We start from the raw sequence: 23,051 nt of genomic DNA, 5'->3' as shown, positions 1-23,051 counted from the left end.
GCGCCGCCGCACCCGTCCCGGTAGGAGCGCCCATGCACGTTGCCGCCTCCGCAACGACGAGCACCGGCAAGGCCCGACCGACGCTGCGGGACGTCGCCATGCTCGCCGGGGTCAGCCCGAAGACGGTCTCCCGGGTCGTCAACGGCGAGGCCGGCGTGTCGGCACCCAAGACCGCGGCGGTGCAGCGGGCGATCGCGCAACTGGACTACCGGCCCAACTTCACCGCGAGCAGCCTCCGCCGGTCCAGCGGTCGCAGCGCGGCGATCGCCGCCGTGCTGGAGGATCTGGCCAACCCGTTCTCGGCCGCCCTGCACCGGGCACTGGAGGACGCCGCCCGGGACCGGGGGGTCCTCATCTTCGCGGGCAGCGTCGACGAAGACCCGGAGCGGGAACGCGAACTCGTCCGCGCCTTCACCAGGCGGCAGGCGGACGCCCTGGTCGTCGTCCCGGCCAGTGACGACCAGCGGTACCTCGCCGGCGAGGTCGACACCGGCACCCCGGTGGTGTTCGTCGACCGGCCGCCGGTCGGTCTGCCGGTGGACGCTGTCCTCACCGACAACCACGAGGGCGCGGCGGCGGCGGTGCACCACCTGATCCGACACGGACACCGCGACATCGCCTACCTGGGCGACCTGCGGAGCATCCCGACGGCGCGTCAACGGTTCCAGGGCTACAAGGAAGCGCTCAGCGACCACGGCATCCGACCGTCGCCCGCGACCATGGTGCACGACCTGCACACCGAGCGGGCCTCGGAGGAGGCCGTGCACCGACTGCTGTCCGCCGGCTCACCGCCCACCGCGCTCTTCACCGCGCGGAACCTGGTCACCGTCGGGGCCATCCGGGCGCTGCAGCAGCTCGGCCGGCAGCACGAGGTCGCCCTGGTCGGCTTCGACGACTTCCCCCTCGCCGACCTCCTCCAGCCGGCCGTCACGGTCGTCGCGCAGGACCCGTCCGAGATGGGTCGGGTCGCCGCGTCACTGATCTTTCGGCGGCTCGACGGGGAACAGTGGCGGCCGACGACCCACCTGGTGGCGAGCCGGCTGATCCCCCGTGGCTCCGGCGAGCTCAGCGGACCGCATCGGAATTGACCAGCGCGCTCGGCGAGCCGGTGGTGGTCAATTCGTCGGCGACCAGCGCGGCGAGCCGGTCCAGGCCGAGGTCGATCTGGTCCGGGGTGACCGCGCTGACCGACAGGCGCAGCGCGTCGACGGGCGCGCCGTCGTCGTAGAAGTGCGCCATCGGGGTCCACAGCACGCCGTAGCGCTCCGCCGAGCGGCGCAGCAGCGCGTCATCGACCGGGAACGGCACCGTGACCACCGCGAAGAACCCGCCGGCCGGCGCGTTCCAGCGCACCGGCGAGGGGGCCGGGAACCGCCGGGCCAGACCGGCGAGCAGGTGGCGCAGGTTGCGGCCGTACGCCGCCCGTTGGCGCACGTTGGCGGTGACCAGCGAGCAGTCGTGTTCCAGCAGCGCCCCGCCGATGATCGCCTGGGCCAGCGGCGAGGTGTTCACGGTGACCATGCTCTTGATCTTGGCGAGCTGGTCGGCGAGGAGCCCGACGGTGCCGTCGCGGCCGGCGACCCGCTGGTCGGCGACCACGTACCCGACCCGCGCGCCGGGCAGCACCGTCTTGGCGAACGAGCCGAGGTAGACCACCCGACGCCGGGTGTCCAGCGCCTTGAGGGTGGGCAGCCGGCCCTGCTCGCCGGCCGGGAAGAGGCCGTACGGGTTGTCCTCGATCAGCAGCAGCTCATCCTCGGCGGCCAGGTCGAGCAGGCGCCGCCGATCCGCCAGGCTGACGCTGGCGCCGGAGGGGTTGGCGAAGTCCGGCATCACGTAGCAGGCCCGGGGCCGCAGTCCCTCGGCACGGGCCCGACGCACCTGGTCGCGCAGGTCGGCCAGGTCCACCCCGGCCGGGCCGCCCGCCACCGGCCGCACCGGCAGGTCCAGCAGGCGGGCCGCGCCGGTCAGCCCCACGTACGTCGGGGCCACCGCGAGCAGCACGTCCCGGGGCCCGGCGCGCAGCGCGCGCAGCACCAGGAACATCGCCTCCTGGCAGCCCACCGTGACGACGACCGCCTCGGGGTCGACGTGGACGCCCTCGTCGACGGCGAGGTTGCGGGCGACGAGCTGGTGGACGACGCCCTTGGTCCGGCCGTACTGGAACAAGGTGCGTCGCGCCTGCTCGGGACGCTGCCCGAGGTCCTCGACGAGGTGCCGGCGGAACCGGTCCAGCCAGCGGCGCGGCGCGTCGTCGTCGAAGAACTCCTCGCACGGGCGGCCGGCGGCCAGCGACACCGCGTCCGGCCAGTGCTGGGCCACCTCGTTGAGGAAGTTCATCGAGTTCAACGCCGGGTCGTCGACGGCCGGGTGCAACGAGGCGAGGTCCAGGTCCACCGGTTCGTCCACGGCTCAGCCTCCGATCAGGGTACGCAGGTCGCGGGCCGCCGCCGGGTCGGCGCAGCCGGCGAGGGTGAGCGCGTCGCGCAGTTCGGCGGCGAGCAGCGCCAGCGCCGTCTCCGCGCCGGCCCGCCCTCCGGCCGCCAGGGCCCAGAGCATCGGCCGGCCCAGCAGCACCCCGGTCGCGCCGAGGGCGAGCGCGCGCAGCACGTCGGTGCCGCTGCGGATGCCGCTGTCCAGCAGCACCTCGGCGCGGCCGGCGACGGCGGCGACCACCTCGGGCAGCACGGTGGCGGTGGCGGGAGCGCCGTCGAGCTGCCGGCCGCCGTGGTTGGAGACCACCACGGCGTCCGCGCCGACCTGCACCGCCCGCACCGCGTCGCGCGGGTCGAGGATGCCCTTGACCAGCAGGGGCAGCGGGGTACGGTCCCGCAGCCAGTCCAGGTCGGCCCAGGTCAGCGCGGGGGCGAAGACCGCGCCGGTGTGCGCGGCGATCGCCGACACCCCGGGCGTGCCGGTGTGGGCGAGGTCGTCCCGGCCGCCGGGCAGGTTCGCCGCGGTGACGTCCGGCGGCAACGCGAAGCCGTTGCGCACGTCCCGCCGCCGCCGGCCGAGCACCGGCACGTCGACGGTCACCATCAGCGCGGCGCAGCCGGCGGTGTGGGCCCGGTCCAGCAGGTCGGCGACCAGCGCCCGGTCGCGCAGCCAGTACAGCTGGAACCAGACCGGCCCGGCTCCGGCGGCGGTCACCTCCTCGATGGTGGTGCTGCTCAGCGTGCTGAGCACGTAGGGCACCCCGGCCGCGCCGGCGGCCGCCGCCAGCGCCGACTCGCCGTCGGGGTGCAGCAACCGCTGGTACGCCATCGGCGCGACCGCCACCGGCATCGCCTGCTCCCGGCCCAGCAGCGTCGCCGCCGTGCGGGGATCGTCCACCCCGGTGAGCATCCGGGGCAGCACGGCGACCCGGTCGAGGGCGGCCCGGTTGGCGGCGAGGGTGGTCTCGGCGCCACTGCCGCCGTCGACGTAGTCCCAGACACCCGGCGGCACCGCCGCCCGGGCCAGCTCGGCGAAGTCCCCCAGGCAGACCGGCGGCCCGTCGTCGGTGGGGCCGGCCGGAGCGGGCCGGGGCGTCGGCAGGTCGGAGCGCACCGGATCAGCCATCGGCCGGCCCACCCGGTCCCGTTCCGGCGGCAGCGACGTCACCGGCCGACTCGCCGGCGGCAGGCTCGCCGGCCGGCCACGGGCCGTCGGCCCAGCCGCCGGGCGCGAGTGCACCGGCGGCAGGCTCGCCGGCCGGCCGCGCGTCGCCGGGTGGTGATCCCGCGCCGCCCAGCGCGAAGCGGTCCCGCAGGAACGCGGCGGCCTCGTCCTGCGCCCGCCGGCCGGCGTCGAAGACGCCGGGCATCGCGAAGAACCCGTGGATCATCCCGGGATACCGGCTGAGCGTGACCGGCACGCCCGCCTCGCGCAGCCGCTCGGCGTACCGCTCCCCCTCCTCGCGCAGTGGGTCGTACTCGGCGGTGACGACCAGGGCCGACGGAAGGCCGGCGAGGTCGGCGGCGAGCAGCGGGGAGGCGAGCGGGTCCGCCGCGTCGGCCTCGTCGGGCAGGTAGTGCCGCCGGTACCAGTCGACGGAGTGCCGGTTGAACAGCAGCGGGTCCTCGTCACCGGCCGGGGCGCGGTCGGCCCGCTGGTCGGTGTTCGGATAGACCAGCAGTTGCCCGGCGAGCCGGGGGCCGGTGGCGCGGGCCAGCAGGGTCACCGCCGCCGCCAGGTTGCCGCCGGCGCTGTCGCCGCCGACGACGAGGTGGTCCGGGTCCGCCCCGAACTCCTCGGCGTGCCCGGCGATCCACGCCGTCGCGGCGTGGCAGTCGTGCACCGCGGCGGGAAACGGATGCTCGGGGGCGAGCCGGTAGCCGACCGTGACGACCTGGCCTGCGGAGGCGTTGGCGAGCCGGCGGCAGATGCCGTCGGCGGTGTCCACGCTGCCCAACGTCCAGCCGCCGCCGAAGAAGTACAGCAGGGTGGGCAGCGGGCCGTCACCGGCCGGCCGGTACACCCGTACCGGAAGGTCGCCGGCCGGGCCGGGAACGTGGGTGTCGCGTACCTCGTGGACCGGCTCGACGTCGCCGCCGCCGGCGCGGATCGCGGCGAGGTCGGCGGCGCGGGCCTCGGCGAGGGTCCGGGTGTAGAGCGGCGGCGTGCCGGCCGCGGCCCGCGCGGCCCGGTACGCCACCACCTGGGGGTCGAGGGGCATGCCGTCTCCTATCCGCCGGTCGAGACGAAGAGCTTGTCGATGCCGCGCAGGAAGAGGCTCCCACTGTAGGTCGGTGTCCGGGTGACCGTCAGCCGCGGGAAGCGGGCCAGCAGCCGGGGCAGGGCGAGCCGCCCCTCCAGCCGGGACACCGCGGTGCCGAGGCAGAAGTGCGGGCCGACGCCGAAGGCGAGCGAGGGCGGCCCGTCCCGGCGCGGGTCGAACCGGTCGGGATCGGGGAAGCGGGCCGGGTCGCGGTTGGCGCCGGCGATCATCAGCAGGACGTTCTCGTCCCGCCGGACCGGTACGCCGCCGAGTTCGGTGTCGTCCGGCGCGGCCCGGGCCAGGAAGTGCACCGGGCTCGCCAGCCGCAGCACCTCGTCCACGCAGCCCCGGGCGAGCGCGTCGTCACCGGGCAGCGCCGCGACGACGTCGGGCTGCGCGAGCAGCAGCGGCAGGCCGTTGCTGAACATGTAGACGGTGGTCACGAAGCTGGCGTTGAAGAGCACGATCAGGTTGCTGATCAGCTCCTCCTCGGTCAGCGGAACGTCGCCGGCGTCCACCGCCTCGACCAGCCCGCTGATCAGGTCCTCGCCGGGCCGCGCGCGGCGGTGCGCGATCAGGTCCCGGTAGTAGGCGCGCAGCTCCTCGGCGGCCTGGTTGGCCAGGGCGAGGCGCTGCGGGGTCTTCCCGGCCACGTCCAGGAACTCGTCGATCCAGTCGACCCGCTGCCGGTACCAGGCGAGGTCGGACTCGGGCAGGCCGATGAACTCGGCCATCACCAGCGCCGGCACCGGGTACGCGAAGTCGGCCACGAAGTCGGTCTCGGCGCCGTCGGCGCCCGCCTCCGCCATCCGGTCCAGCAGCGTGTCGACCACCCGGACGATCACCGGTTCGAGGGCGCCCAGCCGGCGCGGGGTGAAGGTCTTGGCGAAGACCGAGCGCATCCGGGTGTGGTCCGGCGGGTTGACGAACATCATCGAGGAGTTGAAGGTGCGCAGGATCTCCTGCTCCTGCCAGCCGGGCGGGGCCTGCTTGTACCACTGCGGGTCGCGCAGCACCTGGTCGACCAGGTCGTACCCGGTGGCGACCGCGGTGATCGTGCGGTGTTCGGCGCGGGCCGGCACGGTGCTGATCGGTCCGTGCCCGTGCAGCGCCGCGTACCACGGATAGGGGTTCTGCCGACCCTGCTCGCTGTAGAGGCCGGTCAGGATCTCGTCGACGTCCACGGTGGTGCTTCCTCCCAGGATGGACGGTGGGGCGGCGGGTCACCCCCGCCGCCCCACCGGTGTCACAGTCCGAGCAGTCGTAGTGGTACGGCGTCCGCCATCGCCTGGTTGCCGGCGTCGTTCGGGTGGATGTGGTCACCCGAGTCGTACGCGGGCAGCAGCCGGCTCGGCTGCGCCGGGTCGCGGAGCACCGCGTCGAAGTCGAGCACCCCGTCGAACTCGTGGGCGCCCGCGCCGCGCAGCCAGCTGTTGACCGCCTGCCGGGTGGCGTCCTTCTCGGGCGTCCACACCCCCGGGTTCCCGTGCCCCTCGTACGGGGTGAGGGTGGCCGCCAGGCTGCCCAGGCCGCGCGCCTTGACCTGCTGGTTGACCTGGCGCAGCGCGGCGATGATCTGCTCCGCGGAGTCGCCGGACATCCAGATGTCGTTGATGCCCAGGTGGGTGACGACGGTCTTCACCCCGGTCTGCGGGAAGACGTCCTCGTTGAGCCGGGCCAGGGCGTTCGGGCCCAGCTCGTTATAGCCGGGGAAGCCACCGGCGCCCGGCTCCGGGCCCTCGTGGTTGAGCCGGTTGCCGGCGAGGCTGAGGTTGAGCACCCCCGGGGTGCGCACCTCGGCCCGGGCGTCGACGAGCCGGTCGGCGAGCAGGTCGGGCCAGCGCTTGTTGGCGTTGACCGTGCTGCCGTTGCCGTCGCCGATGGAGTCGCCCAGGACGACGATCGAGCCCGGGGTGTGCCGGCGCTCGACGTCCAGCCCGGAGAGGAACATCCAGCAGCAGTTGGGCCGGATGGTGAAGCCGGCGCCGTCGGCCGCGGTGGTCAGGTCGGTGGCGCCGATGAAGTTGGTGACCTTGGACTGGCCGTGGAAGGTGACCGGTCCGGTGAGCACCGGGAAGTGCAGGGTGACGACCAGGTCCTCCTGCTCCTCGACGGCGAGGTCGAGCGGGTCGCTGAGCAGCTCGGCCCCCTTGTTGATGGTGGCCGAGGTCGCCCCGCCGAAGGTCAGCTCGCGCAGCGTGCCGGCGTCGATGTCGGACCGGTCGTCGGGGGTCGCGGTGTTCGGCCGGGCGACGGTCGCGTGGCCGACCTTGACGGCCTGGTCGCCGTAGAGGTTGGTCAGTCGTACGCGCAGCCGGTCACCGCCGACGCTGGTGTGCACGATCATCCGGATGCTCTGGTTGTTGAGACCGGTGTTGGTCAGGCCGACGGTGTTGCCGCGGGTGACCGCCGCGGCCCAGCTGCCCGCCCACTCGCCCTGCCCGTGCCGGGTGGTGTCGGTGTCGGACGGGCCGGCGCTGGCCACCACTGCCGGGGTGGCCACGACCAGCACGGTGGCCGCGGAAGCTATGACGTGCCATCTCTTCGGGGTCGACATGGAACCTCCATCGTTGGCAGCCCGGAGTCGGCGTCCATGATCGGCACCGCCCGGACGATGGTCCAGAAACCTAGCCGCTGGCGCTGACGGGCGTCAATCAACCCGATCGACCAGATCAAATGTCCGGGGAGAGCCGGCGGGCACCGTTCGGCTCTGTCCGGTCAGGACGTCCCGCCCCTAGGCTCCTATCCGGCGGCGGTGCGGTCGCCATGCCGCGCACCCCGTCGCGTCCCGGGCTCTGACCTGCCCGGATGCCATTGTCTGCCGGTCGCCGCGACGCGTCCCACCGGGCAGGTCGCGCCGGCCGCCACGCATCGACTGGGGGCTGTGCGATGACCGATCGACCGACCAGCTACGTGCACCAGGCGTTGGAGTTGTTCGCCGGTTTCGGCGACCGGGAGGCGCTGGTCGGCGACGGCCGGCGGCTCAGCTACACCGAGGTCACCGACGAGGTGCGCGGGCTGGCCGGAGCGCTCGCCGCGCACGGCGTACGGCCCGGCGCGGCGGTGCTGGTGATGCTCGGCAACGCGGTCGAGGGGCCGCTGCTCCAGCTCGCGCTGCACCTGTTGGGCTGCCGGACGATGTGGATCGCCCCGGTCACCTCGCGCCGGGAGATCGACGAGTTCGTCCGGCTGGCCCGTCCCGACGTCTTCGTGCACGACGCCCGGGCCACCGACGGCCTGGGCGTCCAGATCGCCGCCTCGCTGCCCGGGGTGCCGGTGCTGCGCCTCGGCGCCGAGCTCACCCCCGGCGGCCCGGTCGACCTGCCCGCCGCCCCGCCCGCGCCGGAGTCGTTCCTGCAGACCAGCGGCACCACCGGCACGCCCAAGCTGGTGCACCACCGGGAGAGCTTCTACCGGCAGATCCTCGCCCTGGCCGCCGACTTCCGGGCCGCCGGGTTCCCGCTGCTGCGGCACCTGTCGCACTCGCCGATGTGGCTGGCCAGCGGGCAGATCACCACGCTGTTCAACCTCTTCACCGGCGGCGTGCTCTTCCTGCGCCAGCAGTGGGACCCGGTGGCGTTCATCGGCACCGTGGAACAGGAGGCGATCAACTCCACCTTCGTCACCCCGCCGATGCTCTACCAGGTGCTCGACCACCCGGCCCTGGACGGCGCGGACTTCTCCGCCATGTTCATGTTCAACGTGGGCGCCGGGCCCGCCGCGCCGGCCCGGCTGCGGCAGGCGATCGCGCGCTTCGGCCCGGTCCTGCGCATCGTGTACGGCCTCAGCGAGGCCGTCGTGATCACCGCGCTGCCCGGCCTGGCCGAGGATCCGGCCCACCCGCAGCGGCTGTGCTCCTGCGGGAAGCCGTACGGGGACGTGGCGATCGAGATCCGCGACGCCGACGGGCGGGTGCTGCCCCCGGGCGCCGACGGCGAGGTGTGGGTGCGCACCAACCTGAGCTTCGCCGGGTACCACGGCCAGCCGGAGCTGACCGCCGAGACGCTGGTCGACGGCTGGGTCCGGACCCGCGACATCGGCCACCTCGACGACGAGGGCTACCTCTACCTGGTCGACCGGCTGCAGGACCGGATCCTCACCCGGCAGCGCAGCTGGCCGATCTACTCCCGCCCGATCGAGGACGTCCTCGCCGGCCACCCCGAGGTACGCGCCGCCGCGGTGATCGGCGTACCCGACCCGGTCGCCGGCGAGCTGCCCTACGCGTACGTGGTGCGCGCGCCGCGGGCCACGGCGACCGGCGACGAGCTGATCGCGCTGGTGACCGCCGAGCTGAGTGAGACCTGGGCACCCGGCGGGGTGGAGTTCCTCGACGCGCTGCCGCTCAACCGCTCGGCCAAGGTGGACAAGCTGGCCCTGCGGGCCCGGCACGCCGCCGCGCACCCACCGGCGCCGGAGGCCACCGGAGCGGGGATCGGCAGCCCGGCGTGAAGCCGCGGCGGGAGCTGACCGTCCTGGTCGCCGCCGACCTGATCTCCAACCTGGGCAGCCGGATCTCGGTGGTGGCGATCCCCTGGCTGGTGCTGGAGACCACCGGCAGCCCCACGAAGATGGGCCTCGTCGCGGCGGCGGAGACCTTGCCGTACATGCTCTCCAGCGCGCTGGCCACCCCCTGGGCCGACCGGTTCGGGGTGCGCCGTACCTCGATCGTCGCGGACGCCGCGAGCGCGGTGGCGATGGCGGTGGTGGCGCTGGCGCCCTGGCTGGGGTTCGGCGCGCTGGTCGCGCTGGTCGCCGTCGCCGGCGGGCTGCGCGGCATCGGCGACCGGGTCAAGCACGTGATGTTCCGCCCGGCCGCGCAGCGCGCCGGGGTGCCACTCATCCGGCTCACCTCCGCCTACGACGGGCTGGTGCGCGGGGTGACGCTGTTCGGCGCGGTGCTCGGCGGGCTGCTCATCGACTGGGTCGGGGTGACCCGGGCGATCTGGATCGACGCGGCGACCTTCGCGGTCTGCGCGCTGCTGATCGGTGTCCTCGTGCGGCCACCGGCGCCGGCGGAACCGGCGCCCCGGGAGAGCTACCTGCGGGCGCTGCGCGGCGGCTTCGGCTACCTGCGCACCGACCCGGTGCTGCTGACCATGCTGGTGGTCGTCTCCGCGCTGAACATGTTCGCCAACGCCAGCGTGGCGGTCTACATCCCGCTCTGGGTGGCCGAGGTGTTCGGCGACCCGGCCGGCTTCGGCCTGGTGCTGGGGGTCTTTTCCGGCGGCGCGCTGCTGGGCAACCTGCTCTTCACCGCCGCCGGGCCGCGGCTACCCCGCCAGCTGACCTTCGCGGTGGGCGCGGCGGCCAGCGGTACGCCCCGGCTGCTGGCGCTCGCGCTCAGCGACGAGCTGGTGGTGGTGCTCACCGTGACGTTCCTGTCCGGGATGGCGATCGCGACGGTGAACCCGCTGCTGGGCGCGGCGCTCTACGAGCGGGTGCCGGAGGCGTTGCAGACCCGGGTGATCGGCATCTCCGGCTCGCTGGCCTTCCTGGGGCTGCCCGTCGGCGCGCTGCTGGGCGGCTGGTCGGCGGCGGCGCTCGGGCTGATCCCGGCGCTGTTGGTGATGTCGGCGGCGTGCCTGGTGCTGACGGTGGCTCCGCTGCTGGTCGGCGGGCTCCGCCGGGGGGCCCGGGAGCCTCGGCCGGCGGTGCCGCGCGGAGCCGAATCCGGGGCGGGCGTGCCGACAAGGGAAGCCGCAGCGCCTCACGCTGAGTAGGCGTTACATCTACTATCCGACAGTTTAAATACAGCGATGGCCAATGTCGCCCGGCACTGAGACCTGTCGATACTGCGTGAGCCCTCGTCCCACGTGTGCCGCCGAAGGGGTCTCGACCATGTGGCATCCTCCCCTCCCCGGGTTCCGCCTCCACGCTCTGACGAGCCGATGGACCAGGCTGCTGGCCGTCCTCGCGGTGCTCGCCCTCGTCACCTCCGGACTGTCCGCCTCGGTGGCGCGCCCCAGACCGGACCGCACCAGCACCCAGTCGGCGACCACCCCTGGCCCGGCCTGCGGCGAGAGCGCCGACACCGCGGCGATGACCGACGTGGCGGCGACCCTGCCGGACTACCAGCAGGTGGTCGCGCCCGGGATCGCCACCACCGTCTCGTACGGCGGGGCGAAGCTGGCCATCGGGCCCAAGGCGGTCCGGCTGCCGACCGGGATCGGCGTCACCGTCCTGCCGCCGGGACTGACCCCGAAACTGGACAGCGGCATGACCAACGTGACCGGCAAGACGAAGGGGGGTGGCTACCGGTTCACCCCGCACCCGCAGCAGTTCGCCGCCTCGATCCAGGTCACGCTGCCGTACGACCCGGCGCTGCTCACCGACGAGTTCACCGCCCAGGACATCTACACGTACTTCTTCGACGACGTGCAGACCTGCTGGCAGGTCCTGGAGCGGGTGTCGGTGGACGAGGTCAACCACACCGTCACCTCGCTGACCGACCACTTCACCGACATGATCAACGCGACGGTGACGGTGCCGGAGCACCCGGAGGGCGTGCAGTTCAACCCCAACCAGATCAAGGGCATCCAGGCCGCCGACCCCGGATCCGGGATCAACCTGATCGCCCCGCCGTCGGCGAACAACCAGGGTGAGAACCACCTGGCGTACCCGATCCAGGTGCCGCCGGGCCGGCAGGGCCTGACCCCGCAGCTCGGCCTCTCCTACAGCTCCTCCTCCGGCAACGGCTGGACCGGCGTCGGCTGGGACCTCTCGGTGCCCAGCATCTCGGTGGACACCCGGTGGGGCGTGCCCCGGTACGCCGGCGCGACGGAGACCGAGACGTACCTGCTCAACGGCGAACAGCTCACCCCCGTGGCGCATCGGGGCGCGCCGGTGCCCCGCAGCGCCGAGAAGGTCTTCCACACCCGGGTCGAGGGCAGCTTCGCGCGGATCGTGCGGCACGGCACGAACCCGAAGAACTACACCTGGGAGGTCACCGACAAGAACGGCATCCACTGGCACTACGGGGCGGTGGCGGGTGCCGGCGGGCCGGCCACCGACGCCAGCCTGGCCGACGACGCGGGCAACGTCTTCCTCTGGTCGGTCCGCGAGGTCCGTGACCCGCGCGGCAACTTCATGCGCTACCACTACGCCAAGGTGGACGACACCGGCCTGGCCGGCGGCAGCGTGCCCGGTCGCAACCTCTACGTCGAGAAGATCACCTACACCGGCCAGGGCACCAGTGAGGGCCGGTACGCGGTGAGCTTCGACCGGGACCGCGAGCGGGGCGAGGCGCTGCGCGTCGACACCTCCATCGACGCCCGGGGCGGCTTCAAGCGGGTCACCGCGGACCTGCTCCGCGAGGTGCGGGTCACCCTCGACGACAGCCTGATCCGCCGCTACGAGTTCACCTACAAGCGGGGCGCGTTCGCCAAGACGCTGCTCGACGCGGTGATCCAGTACGACGCCGACGACCATGAGTTCAACCGGCACCGGTTCAGCTACCACGACGACATCCGCGACTCCGCCGGGCAGTACCAGGCGTTCCGGGCGCAGCCGTGGACCTCGCCCGGTGACGGGCTCAGCAGCGCCGCGTTGAACCTCACCCCGGAGCAGGCCGGCAACGCCAGCGCGCTGAACGCCAACACCAACACCAGCGGCGGCGGCCACCTGTACGTCGGCGTCGGCAGCTCGCCCAGCAAGTCCGGCTCGGTCGGCGTGAAGGTCGGCTTCAGCCACGGCAGCGACAAGGGGCTGCTGGCGCTGGTGGACGTCGACGGCGACTCGCTGCCCGACAAGGTCTTCCGCGACGGCGGGTCGGTGAAGTACCGCAAGAACCTCTCCGGCCCGACCGGCGAGGCGACGTTCGCCGCCCAGGCGCAGCCGCTGAACCTGCCGGGGATCATGGGCGAGTCCAGCAACACCCTGACCCTGGGCGTCGAGGGCTACCTGGGCGCGGCCGCCGCCCAGCTCGACTACGTCAACTCGTTCGCCACCACCGAGCAGTACTTCAACGACGTCAACGGCGACGGCATCCAGGACCTGGTCGACGGCGCCAGCGTGCTGTTCGGCCGGGTGGGCGCCAACGGTGTCCCGGTCTACGGGGTCAGCGGCGACACCCCCGTCCCGATCGGCCAGGGCGAGGTCGACGCGACCGGCCTGTTCGACTCGTTCAACGCCGACCGGGACCGGCTGACCGACTCGTTCCCGCTGCTGGACAGCGTCCGCCGGTGGGTGGCGCCGTACGACGGCACGGTCAAGGTCGAGGGCGCGGTGCAGCTGGCCCCCGGCACCGCCGCCGCGCGCGCTGAGTCGCGTACCGCCGACGGGGTCCGGGCGGCGGTGCAGAAGGAGGGCACCGAACTCTGGTCGGCGCGGATCGAGGCCGACGACGACGGCGCGAAGACGCCGACCGGCGTGGACGCGGTCACCGTGTCACGCGGCGACCGGCTCTACTTCCGGGTCGGCTCGGCCGCCGACGGCGGACTGGACGAGGTGACCTGGGACCCGAAGGTCAGCTACGTCGGGGTGGGCGACCCGCTGGACGTCAACGGGCTGGCGTCGTACCGGTTCCAGGCCTCGCGCGACTTCACCCTCGGCGGCCGGGCCGCCACGGTGAAGGTGCCGCTGACCGGCACCATGCACCTCTCCGGCGACCTGGTGAAGGCCGGCGCCACCTCCGACGACGTGACCGTGCTGATCACCCGCAACGGCACGCCGGTGCTGGAGCAGACGCTGGCCGCCGGCACCACCGGCAGCGTGCCGGTGAACCTCGACGTGGACGTCCAGCAGGGACAGACGCTGCAGTGGCGGATCCGGGTCGACTCCCCGGTCGACGTGGACAAGCTGACCTGGACGCCGCGGGCCTACTACACCGCCGCCCCGGGGGTCGACCGGCTCACCGACGCCAACGGCAAGCCCTTCATCGACGTGCACCCGCCGTACACCCTCGACCTGTACCCGGTCGACGGGCTGACCGCGCCGCAGCCTACGTACACCGTCACCAGCGGCGGGACGCTGAGCGTGGAGCCGACGGTGAGCTTCGCCTTCGGCGCCGAGCACCCCACCGCCCGGGTGGCGTTCACCGTCAAGCGCCGCGGCGAGCTGGTGGCCAAGCGGTACTTCCAGGTCACCAACGGGGTGCTGACTCCGCCCGGAGCGTTCGACATCACCGCCGACACCGGTGACGAGCTGTGGTTCGACTTCAGCACCACCGACCCGAAGCTGCGCGCGTTCCTCACCGGCCAGTCGGTCACCGTGGGCGGGTCGGGCGCGCCGAGCGCCTTCCACAGCGCCGCCGAGGAGGGGGCGTTCCCGCAGCCGTACCGGGGTTGGGGCGCGGTCGGCTACAACGGCAACAGGGACCGGGCCACCCAGCCGATCAACCAGGACGACCTGGTGGTCGACGAGCACTACGGCGACCAGCTGCCCGACAGCGTCGACCCGCAGGCGCAGAAGGACGACTTCGCCGCCGACCCCCGGGTCGACCCGCCGAAGGTCACCCCGTTCACCCCGTCGCCGCAGGACGGTCGGTGGGGCGCCGGTGAGCACTCCTGGATCGCCCGGAGCAGCGTCAGCAGCTCCCGGCTGGGCGTGGACTCGATCAACCTGCCCCGGCCGCAGGACTTCGCCGGGGCGACCGCGGTGCCCCGGCTGTCCCGGTCGCAGCAGGTGTCGCTGACCGGCAGCGTCGGCGGCGGCATCGGGTCGATCGGTGGCAGCCTGGCCACCGGCGACAGCACCGGGCAGGTCGACTTCCTCGACCTCAACGGCGACCAGTTCCCCGACGTGGTCGGGGCCGGCGCGGTGCAGTACACCGACCCGGACGGCGCGCTCGGCGACACCAAGGGCACGCTGCCCGACGGCGCGGTGCGGCGCAGCACCAACGTCTCCGGCAACGCCAGCGCCGGCAGCGCGGCCCGGACCATCTCCACCGGCCGCGGGTACGACAGCCCGCCCGGCACCTCCGCGGCCACCAGCGCCCAGTCCGGCAACGACATGCCGCCGCTGGGCGTGGGCGGCAGCTTCGGCGGCACCCGCTCCGACGGGGCGTTCGACCTGCTCGACGTCAACGGCGACAGCCTGCCCGACCGGGTGTACGAGAACGGCAAGGTCGCGCTCAACCTCGGGTACGCCTTCGCCGCCGCCGAGCAGTGGCGCAACCCCGCCGGCCTGAACAAGGGCAGCGGCACCAACGCCGGGCTGAACATCGGCTTCAACACCGACTTCTACGGCTTCGCCGGTGGCGCCTCGTTCAGCCAGGGCCGGTCCTCCTCCGCCGGGACGCTCGCCGACATGAACGGCGACGGACTGCTGGACCAGGTCCTCTCCGGCAGCCCGATCCGGGTCGGCTTCAACACCGGCAACGGGTTCGAGCCGCCGGTGCCGTTCCACGGCAGCCTCACCGACGTCAACGGCGACCGCAACGCCAAGCTGGGCGGCGGCGTCTACTTCACCTTCGGCATCTGCTTCACCGTGGTCTGCGTCGTGATCAACCCGGGCGCGGACATCGCCACCGGCGCCAGCCGTACCGAGCAGGCGCTGCGGGACATCAACGGTGACGGGTACGCCGACCACCTCTCCTCCACCCGGGACAACCAGCTCGTGGTGGCCGAGAACCGGACCGGCCGGACCAACCTGCTCGCCGCCGTCGACCGTCCGTTGGGCGGCCGGATGGAGTTCGACTACACCCGCGACGGCAACACCTACGGCCAGCCGCAGTCGCGCTGGGTGCTGACGAAGGTCTCGGTGGACGACGGCCGGCCCGGCGACGGCCAGGACGTGCAGCTGGTCACCTACGACTACGACGGCGGCGTCTACGACCGGCGGGAGCGGGAGTTCCGCGGCTACGGCACGGTGGTGGAGAAGCACCGCGACCACGCCAACGGCGACGCCGTGGGCCGCAGCGTCACCCGCACCTTCCGCACCGACAGCTTCTACACCAAGGGGCTGTTGGAGCAGGAGCTGACCGCCGACGGCGCCGGCAAGCCGTACCAGGAGACGGTGCAGACCTACACCACCCGCAACGTCTCGTCGCCGGGCTCCCCGGCCGACCTGGCCAGCACCACCGCGACGCTGTTCCCGCAGAACTCCCGCACCGACGTGAAGTACCACGAGGGCGCGGCCAGCCCGGGCAAGACCACCTACGTCACCCGGGAGTACGACGACGTCGGCAACCTGACCCGGCAGTTCGACGCCGCGGACGCGGGCGCCGCCGACGACCTCGACGCGCGGATCGTCTACACCTCGCAGGATCCGGCCTGCCAGGCGGCGTACCTGGTCGGCATGCCGAAGCAGATCGACGTGCGCGGCGACGGCACGCTGATGCGGCACCGCGAGTCGACGATCAGCTGCACCACCGGCGACCTTGCCCAGGTGCGGGTTTCCCTCGCCGACGGCACCACGGCCACCACCGACCTGGAGTACTTCGGCGACGGCAACCTCAAGTCGGTGACCGGCCCGGCCAACAAGACCGGCCAGCGCTACCGCCTGGACTACACCTACGACGACGTGGTCAACACCCACGTCGAGTCGATCAGCGACAGCTTCGGCTACCGGTCGACGGCCACCCACAACCTGAAGTTCGGCCTGGTGGAGACCACCACCGACTTCAACAACCAGCAGATCCGCAACACCTACGACGCGGTCGGGCGGCTCGACCAGGTCGCCGGGCCGTACGAGATCCCGGAGAACCGGTTCACCATCGACTTCGAGTACCACCCGGAGGCGGCGTACCCGTACGCGGTCACCCGGCACGTCGACCGCGAGGCCGGCGGCGTCCGCGACGACACCATCGACACGATCACCTTCGTCGACGGGCTGAACCGCACCACGCAGACCAAGAAGGACGCCGCCGTGCCGGCCACCCCGGACGGCGCGCCCCAGGACGTGATGGTGGTCTCCGGGCGGGTGGCGTACGACTTCCTGGGCCGGGCGGTGAAGAGCTGGTACCCGGTGACCGAGCCCAAGGGCGCCGGCAACCTCACCTTCAACCCGGCGTACGACCCGGTCACCCCGACCGAGGTGCGCTACGACGTGCTGGACCGGACCACCCGCACCACCTTCCCGGACGGCACCGCCACCACGATGGAGTACGGCTTCGGCCCGGACCGGGACGGGGTGACCCAGTTCGAGACGGTGGTCACCGACGCCAACGGCAAGTCCAAGCGCACCTACACCGACGCCCGGCAGATCACCACGGCGGTGAAGGAGTTCAACCCGGCCGGCGGCCAGCCGGTCATCTGGACCAGCTACCGCTACAACCCGATCGGTGAGCTGGTCGCCGCGACCGACGACAAGGGCAACGTCACCCGCTCGACGTACGACAACTTCGGCCGGCGCACGTCGCTGACCAGCCCCGACTCCGGCACCGTCACCTCCACCTTCGACCTGGCCAACAACCTGGTCCGCAAGGTCACCAGCAAGCTGGCGGCGGTGTCTAAGGCGATCGAGTACGACTACGACTACACCCGGCTCAAGGCGATCCGGTACCCGGTCTTCCCGGCGAACAACGTCAGCTACACCTACGGGGCTCCGGGCGCGCCGGAGAACGCGGCCAACCGGATCACCGACGTGGTCGACGGCGCCGGCAAGGTCAACCGCCGGTACGGCCCGCTCGGCGAGCTGGTCAAGGAGACCCGCACCACCCCGGCCCAGGGCAGCCACATCCAGAGCTTCACCACCGAGTACCGGTTCGACTCGTTCAACCGGATGCTCTCGATGACCTGGCCGGACCGGGAGAAGCTCTCCTACCACTACAACAGCGGCGGCCAGGTGGACTCGGCCCGGGGCGTCAAGGGCGAGTTCAGCTACGACTACCTGAAGCGGCTGGACTACGACAAGTTCGAGCAGCGGATCCTGCTGGACACCGGCAACGGCACCCGCACCCGCTACTCGTACAACGCCGAGGACCGGCGGCTGAGCAACATCCAGGCGAAGCTCTCCAACGGCTACGTCTTCCACAACCTGGACTACAGCTACGACAACGTCGGCAACATCATGTCGATCGCCAACGACACGGTCGCGCCCAGCGGCCCCGAGGTCGGCATGCAGGTCGGCGGCCCGAGCACGCAGAGCTACACCTATGACGACCTCTACCAGCTCACCCACGCGGAGGGCAGCTACCAGCCGCGTACCCCGCAGACCGACCGCTACCGGGTCGACCTGAAGTACGACAGCCTGCACAACCTCACCAGCAAGAGCCAGACCCACGAGCTGGTCAGCAACGGCAACACGATCGTCGAGGGCAAGCTCAGCTACAACTACGGGTACGCCTACGGCAGCGCGAAGCCGCACGCACCGACCAGCATCGGCATCTACACCTTCCAGTACGACGAGAACGGCAACCAGATCAGCCGGTCGCAGCAGCCCAAGCCGCGCCGGCAGATGATCTGGGACGAGGAGAACCGCCTCGCCTGCAGCCACGAGAACGTGCAGAGCCAGACGCTGCCGCAGACCCCGGCGTCCTGCGACAACGCCGGCGGCACCCCGAACAGCGCCCGCTACTACTACGACGACCAGGGCAGCCGGGTGGTCAAGGACGGGGCGCAGTTCCACATCTACCCGAACCAGAACTACTCCACCCGGGGCAACCAGGAGTTCAAGCACGTCTACATCGGCCAGGACAAGCTGATCACCAAGCTGGTCGAGCCGGACTTCCGCCGCGAGGACCGGCAGTACTACTCGCACAGCGACCACCTCGGGTCGACCGGGTTCGTCACCGACGACCAGGGCGGCATGGCCGAGCACCTGCAGTACTTCCCCGGTGGCGAGACCTGGGTCGCCGAGCACTCCTCGCAGCCGGTGCCGCACCAGTTCACCGGCAAGGAGTACGACCAGGAGACCAACCTCTACTACTACGGCGCCCGCTACTACGACCCGCGTACCCAGGTCTGGCAGACGCCCGACCCGGTGCTGGAGAACTACCTGGAGGGCACCCCGAACGGCGGCGTGTACGCGTCGATGAACCTGGCGCTCTACACGTACGCCTACAACAACCCGATACGCCTGGGTGATCCCGACGGCAGGTTCCCCTGGAACAGGGTGCTCGGCGGGGTGAAACTCGTCGGCGGTGTCGCCGAGGCCGCCGCGGGCGTGGCACTCGGGGCCGCGACGAGCTGGACGGGTGTGGGCGCGGTCGCCGGTGGCGCGGTGGCGGTGCACGGCGTGGACGTCGCCATCAGCGGCGCCCGGCAGTTGTTCAGCGGCGAGGAGACCAGCTCCTTCACCAGTTCGGGCCTCCAGGCGGCCGGGGTCAGCAAGTCCAATGCGGAGCTGATCGACGCGGGCATCTCGATCGTCGGCAGCGCCGGCGCGAGTATGGCCACCTCGGCGATCAAGGGAGCGGCCACTGCCGCGCCGAAGGTGGCGGCGGCCGCCGCGGACGACGTCGCGGCCCGCGCGGTGCCCAGCACCGCCGAGAAGGTGGTCGAGACGGCCGCAAAGATCCCCTGTGTCGGCAACAGCTTCGCCGCCGGCACCCGGGTGGTGATGGCCGACGGCAGCACCAAGCCGATCGAGGACGTCCGCACCGGCGACCTGGTCCTCGCCGAGGACCCGGAGACCGGTGAGCGCGGACCCCGCGAGGTCACCCACCTGATCATCGGCCAGGGCGTGAAGCACCTGGTCGACGTGGAGGTCAACGGCGAGGTCATCACCGCCACCGACAAGCACCCGTTCTGGGTGGCGGGGGCCGGGGCCTGGGTCGACGCTGGTGATCTCGCGCTCGGGGACGTCGTCCGGCTGGCCGACGGCCGCACCGCCATGGTGGACGGGATCGCGCCCTACACCCGGGTCGACCGGGTGCACAACTTGACCGTCGCGGGCATCCACACCTTCTACGTGGTCACCGGCGACGGCCGGGCGGCCGACGCGGTGCTCGTCCACAACTCGGGTCCGTGTTCGGTGAACGCGAAGGCCCTGGCGGGGAGCCTCACCGCGGCGAACGTGGTCCGCCCGGCGGAGACCGCCGCGCACCACATCGTGGCCAGCGGCGCCAAGGCAGCGGCACCGGCCCGGGCGCACCTGGCCAGCCTCGGGGTGGGCATCAACGAGGCGGCCAACGGCGCCTACCTGCCCCGGTTCGTCAGCTCGGCCAACCCGCTCGGCGCGGCCGTGCACTCCACCACCCACAGTCCGGCCTACTACGCCGAGGTCAACCGGTTGATCCTGCAGACGAAGACCGCGGCCGAGGCACGCAACGTGCTGGCGTACATCGGTAGGCAGTTGGCGGCGGGGCCGTGGCCGTAGGCCGACCCGCCGACGCCCGGGCCCGCGCCGGCGGGTCCGGGCGGGCAGGATGACGGCATGACCCGACGACTGCCGATCGAAGCCGCCGAGGCCGCCTTCCGCGACCTCGGCGGCTTCGCCGCGCCAGACTCCACCGTCCCGCCGCCGGCCCGGCTGCTGGACGCCGTGCGACGCTTCGCCGCCGTCGAGTTCGAGGTGTCGACCGAGCTGCCCGACCAGGACGGCCTGCTGTTCCAGTACGCGACGGTCGGCGCGACCGGCGACGCCGCGTTCGTCCTGAGCGTCGTGCGCCAGTTCGAGGTGGTCGACGCCGACGGCGACCACGAGGAGTACGTCCAGTTGCACGCCGAATACCGGTTCGGGCCGGACCCGGAGTGGACCGGGCACCACGAGGACTGGTGGTTTCGGGGCGGGCCGGAGCCGTTCGACGACTGGTTCGCCCGGATCTCGGCGCACCCGGTCTGGGGCCGTTTCACCCACTCGCCGCCGACCGGGTTCGAGATCTCGCAGGAGACCGTCTGAGCCCGCGTCCCCGGGCGGCCGACGGCCACCCGGGGACGCGGCGGGACGATCAGTCCAGGTCCTCGCAGACGTTGTGCGTCGTGCCGTGGACCATGGTGAGGGTCTTGTAGAACGTCGGGCTGAACTCCATCACGTACTGCCCGTCGATGAGCCAGAACCCGCGCGGCAGCGTGCCGCCGTCCTGCCGGAACCCGAAGAGCGCCGGGCCGTTGGCGTACCAGGTCTGCGACCCGTCCGGGTGGAACTCGATCAGGGCCATGCCGCTGGCGTCCACCTGGGTGCTCGCCCCGCTGTCGGTGTTGGTCACCTTGACGATCAGGTCCCCCGCGTACAGCTCACGGCGGGGCGAGCCGTCCGGGTTGGTGTCCAGCACCAGCTTGCGGACCTCGTCGCGCACGGGCTCGCTGCGGATGGCGAAGTCGCACCGGGCCCCGGCCGGCTGTTCGAAGGATCCCTGCGGAGCGGGCACCCAGCCCCCCGTACCCCCGGTGCTCTCGGCGGCCGCCGGGCTCGCCCCGCCCGCGACCACCGCAACCACGGCCGCCACCAGGGCGACACTCGTTCTCCTACCCATCTCTACTCCTCCATCGGCTCGTCAAACCGCCCCCACCCTCACCCCCTCCCCTCACCACCCCCTGACCACCACCCCTCCCCCACCCTGTTGATCATGAAGTTATCGCCCCACCCCCGGCGTGTCGTGGCAACAACTCCATGATCAACGGGCGATGGGGGTGTCGGGGTGACAACCGGGGTGGGCGGTCAGGGGGTCAGGACGGGTATGGAGTTTCTTCTGCTCGGGGCGTTCGAGGCGCGGCGGGACGGGGAGCCGGTCGAGTTGGGGTGCCGGCGGCAGGAGCGGTGCGTCCTCGCGGTGCTGCTGCTGGATGTCGGCCACCTGGTCAGTACCGACCGGCTCATCGACCTGGTGTGGAACGGCGACCCGCCGGCCTCGGCCCGGGGTGCCGTGCATACCTACATCGGACGGTTGCGGGCGTCGCTGGCCCCGTACCAGGTCCGGATCACCACCCGGGGCGACGGCTACCTGGTGGAGCCCGACGGGCACCGGGTCGACGCGGTGGAGTTCGTCCAACTGGTGGACCGGGCGGCCACCACCACCGACCCGGCCGACCGGGTCCGGCTGCTGGACCGGGCGCTGGCGCTGCGGCGGGGCCGGCTGCTCGCCGGCACGGCCGACGACATGCTGAGGGAACGGCTGGACGGGCCGCTGGAGGAGCGCCGGCTCACCGGCGTCGAGCTGCGCGCCGAGGCGCGGCTCGCGCTGGGGCAGCACGCCCGCGTGGTGACCGAGCTGACCCCGGTGGTCGGCCGGCACCCGACCCGGGAGCACCTGGTCGCCACCCTGATGACCGCGCTGTACCGGGGCGACCGGCAGGCCGACGCGCTGCGGCTGTACCGGCGCACCCGCCGCACCCTGGTGGACGACCTGGGGATCGAGCCGGGCGACCGGCTGCGGGAGGTGCACCGGCGGATCCTGCGCGCCGACCACCGCCTGGAGCGGACCGGCCGACCGGTGTACGAGGTGCGGGTCCGCGGCGAGTCCCTGCCGTGGAGCGTCGGCGGGCATCCGGCGCTGGAGTTCTGCAACACCTTCGCCGGCTGGGGCCACCAGCCGCCGATGCCGGGCGCGGAGTGGCTGCGCGGCTACCGCACCCTGGCGGTCTGGACCGGCCACGTGGGGCTGGCCGACGAGGTGACCGTGGGTCGCCTGCTCGACCTGGCCCGCCGGAATCCGGTCGGGGCGAACGCCGCCCTCGACGAGGCCCGCGCGCTGCGCGCCCGGCTGTACGCCTGCCTGACCGACCCCGAGGACCAGCGCACCTTCGACGCTGTCGCCCGGTACGCCGAGGAGGCCGCGAAGACGCTGGTCTTCCGACGCGACGCCGACGGTCGCGGCCGGTGGTGGCCGGACCTGAGCGCCGGGCTGCGACTGCCCGTGCACGCGGTCGCCTGGAGCGCCGCCGAGCTGCTGGCCGACCCGCGCCGGCTCACCGTGCGCGTGTGCCCCGACGAGCGGTGCGGGTGGCTGTTCCTCGACGAGAGCGGCCTGCGGCGGTGGTGCAGCCTCGCCACCTGCGGCCGGTCCGCCACGGACGCACCCTGCCAGGGCGCGCCGGCACCCTCTGGCAGGCTGGCCGGGTGGACGCAGACGAGGTGACGGCGCTGCTGACCGAGTTCGCCGCGCACGGGCTGCGGGCCTGGGTGGCCGGCGGCTGGGCGGTCGACGCGGTGGTCGGCCGGCAGACCCGACCGCACGGCGATCTCGACCTCGCCGTCGATGCGGCCCAGCAGGCGGAGGTCCTCGCCCTGCTGGACCGGCTCCGCTTCGTCATGACGGTCGACTGGTTGCCGGTCCGCGCCGAGCTGACCGCGCCGGACGGCCGGCGGGTCGACCTGCACCCGGTGGCGTTCCGGCCGGACGGCACCGGGGTCCAGGAGGGGCTGGACGGCGCCAGCTTCGGCTACGCCGCGGACGGCTTCACCGAGGGCGCCATCGACGGGCGACCGGTGCCCTGCCTGTCGGTGGCCCAGCAGTTGCGCTTCCGGGAGGGCTACCCGCCGCGCGCCGTCGACCAGCACGACATCGCCCTGCTCCGGGCCGCGGTCGGCTGAG

General features: G+C 72.7%; 12 protein-coding genes and 1 pseudogene. 7 read left to right on the top strand and 6 right to left on the bottom strand.

The annotated features are described in order from the left end of the window. The first annotated feature begins 32 nt into the window (after positions 1-32). Positions 33-1,088, top strand: coding sequence for a LacI family DNA-binding transcriptional regulator (locus GA0074696_RS15165; protein WP_088961703.1), 1,056 nt, complete (start codon positions 33-35; stop codon positions 1,086-1,088). Here GA0074696_RS15165 and GA0074696_RS15160 read toward each other — a convergent pair. The 5 genes and pseudogenes from GA0074696_RS15160 to GA0074696_RS15140 form a co-directional block, all read right to left on the bottom strand. Beyond that, on the bottom strand, positions 1,066-2,409 hold the full coding sequence (locus GA0074696_RS15160) for an aminotransferase-like domain-containing protein (RefSeq protein WP_231925388.1): 1,344 nt from the start codon (positions 2,407-2,409) through the stop codon (positions 1,066-1,068). The two genes, GA0074696_RS15165 and GA0074696_RS15160, sit on opposite strands and share 23 nt — an antisense overlap. A 3-nt stretch (positions 2,410-2,412) precedes the next feature. Then, positions 2,413-3,561: an alpha-hydroxy acid oxidase gene (locus GA0074696_RS15155; RefSeq protein WP_088964584.1), complete on the bottom strand. Its 1,149-nt coding sequence runs from the start codon at positions 3,559-3,561 to the stop codon at positions 2,413-2,415. A gap of 175 nt (positions 3,562-3,736) precedes the next feature. Next, positions 3,737-4,657 (bottom strand): annotated as a pseudogene (locus GA0074696_RS15150) (alpha/beta hydrolase); the annotation flags it as partial. An 8-nt stretch (positions 4,658-4,665) separates the two neighbouring features. Further along, positions 4,666-5,883, bottom strand: coding sequence for a cytochrome P450 (locus tag GA0074696_RS15145; protein WP_088961702.1), 1,218 nt, complete (start codon positions 5,881-5,883; stop codon positions 4,666-4,668). 62 nt (positions 5,884-5,945) lie between these two features. Then, on the bottom strand, positions 5,946-7,256 hold the full coding sequence (locus GA0074696_RS15140; RefSeq protein ID WP_088961701.1) for an SGNH/GDSL hydrolase family protein: 1,311 nt from the start codon (positions 7,254-7,256) through the stop codon (positions 5,946-5,948). Between the two features lie 332 nt (positions 7,257-7,588). Here GA0074696_RS15140 and GA0074696_RS15135 point away from each other — a divergent pair, with 332 nt between their 5' ends. The 4 genes from GA0074696_RS15135 (at position 7,589) to GA0074696_RS15120 (ending at position 20,419) form a co-directional block, all read left to right on the top strand. Next, positions 7,589-9,148 carry a class I adenylate-forming enzyme family protein gene (locus GA0074696_RS15135; RefSeq protein WP_088961700.1) on the top strand — a complete coding sequence of 520 codons (1,560 nt, stop codon included), beginning with the start codon at positions 7,589-7,591 and terminating at the stop codon, positions 9,146-9,148. Next, positions 9,145-10,419 carry an MFS transporter gene (locus GA0074696_RS15130; protein WP_088961699.1) on the top strand — a complete coding sequence of 425 codons (1,275 nt, stop codon included), beginning with the start codon at positions 9,145-9,147 and terminating at the stop codon, positions 10,417-10,419. Before GA0074696_RS15135 ends, GA0074696_RS15130 begins: the two co-directional genes overlap by 4 nt. A gap of 118 nt (positions 10,420-10,537) precedes the next feature. Continuing rightward, on the top strand, positions 10,538-19,897 hold the full coding sequence (locus GA0074696_RS15125) for a SpvB/TcaC N-terminal domain-containing protein (protein ID WP_172894297.1): 9,360 nt from the start codon (positions 10,538-10,540) through the stop codon (positions 19,895-19,897). A 57-nt stretch (positions 19,898-19,954) separates the two neighbouring features. Then, positions 19,955-20,419: a hypothetical protein gene (locus GA0074696_RS15120; protein ID WP_088961697.1), complete on the top strand. Its 465-nt coding sequence runs from the start codon at positions 19,955-19,957 to the stop codon at positions 20,417-20,419. Positions 20,420-20,468: 49 nt separating this feature from the next. Here the strand turns inward: GA0074696_RS15120 and GA0074696_RS15115 are convergent, their stop codons facing one another. Further along, positions 20,469-20,993 (bottom strand): hypothetical protein, encoded by a 525-nt coding sequence (locus GA0074696_RS15115; protein WP_088961696.1) that lies wholly within the window; start codon positions 20,991-20,993, stop codon positions 20,469-20,471. A gap of 204 nt (positions 20,994-21,197) precedes the next feature. On the opposite strand from GA0074696_RS15115, the gene GA0074696_RS15110 reads away from it, so the two are divergent. Both GA0074696_RS15110 and GA0074696_RS15105 read left to right on the top strand, forming a co-directional pair. Beyond that, positions 21,198-22,595, top strand: coding sequence for a BTAD domain-containing putative transcriptional regulator (locus GA0074696_RS15110; protein WP_088961695.1), 1,398 nt, complete (start codon positions 21,198-21,200; stop codon positions 22,593-22,595). Continuing rightward, positions 22,577-23,050, top strand: coding sequence for a nucleotidyltransferase domain-containing protein (locus GA0074696_RS15105; protein ID WP_088964583.1), 474 nt, complete (start codon positions 22,577-22,579; stop codon positions 23,048-23,050). Before GA0074696_RS15110 ends, GA0074696_RS15105 begins: the two co-directional genes overlap by 19 nt. Position 23,051 lies beyond the last annotated feature (1 nt).

Source organism: Micromonospora purpureochromogenes, assembly GCF_900091515.1.
Classification (GTDB): Bacteria; Actinomycetota; Actinomycetes; order Mycobacteriales; family Micromonosporaceae; genus Micromonospora; species Micromonospora purpureochromogenes.
Note: the sequence above shows the minus strand (reverse complement) of the source record. Positions and strands in the feature narration are given on the sequence as shown.

Coding starts and splice junctions, on each gene's coding strand:
- GA0074696_RS15165 (WP_088961703.1), top strand. CDS start 33: ATGCACGTTGCCGCCTCCGCAACGACGAGCACCGGCAAGGCCCGACCG.
- GA0074696_RS15155 (WP_088964584.1), bottom strand. CDS start 3,561: ATGGCTGATCCGGTGCGCTCCGACCTGCCGACGCCCCGGCCCGCTCCG.
- GA0074696_RS15140 (WP_088961701.1), bottom strand. CDS start 7,256: ATGTCGACCCCGAAGAGATGGCACGTCATAGCTTCCGCGGCCACCGTG.
- GA0074696_RS15135 (WP_088961700.1), top strand. CDS start 7,589: ATGACCGATCGACCGACCAGCTACGTGCACCAGGCGTTGGAGTTGTTC.
- GA0074696_RS15125 (WP_172894297.1), top strand. CDS start 10,538: ATGTGGCATCCTCCCCTCCCCGGGTTCCGCCTCCACGCTCTGACGAGC.
- GA0074696_RS15120 (WP_088961697.1), top strand. CDS start 19,955: ATGACCCGACGACTGCCGATCGAAGCCGCCGAGGCCGCCTTCCGCGAC.
- GA0074696_RS15115 (WP_088961696.1), bottom strand. CDS start 20,993: ATGGGTAGGAGAACGAGTGTCGCCCTGGTGGCGGCCGTGGTTGCGGTG.
- GA0074696_RS15110 (WP_088961695.1), top strand. CDS start 21,198: ATGGAGTTTCTTCTGCTCGGGGCGTTCGAGGCGCGGCGGGACGGGGAG.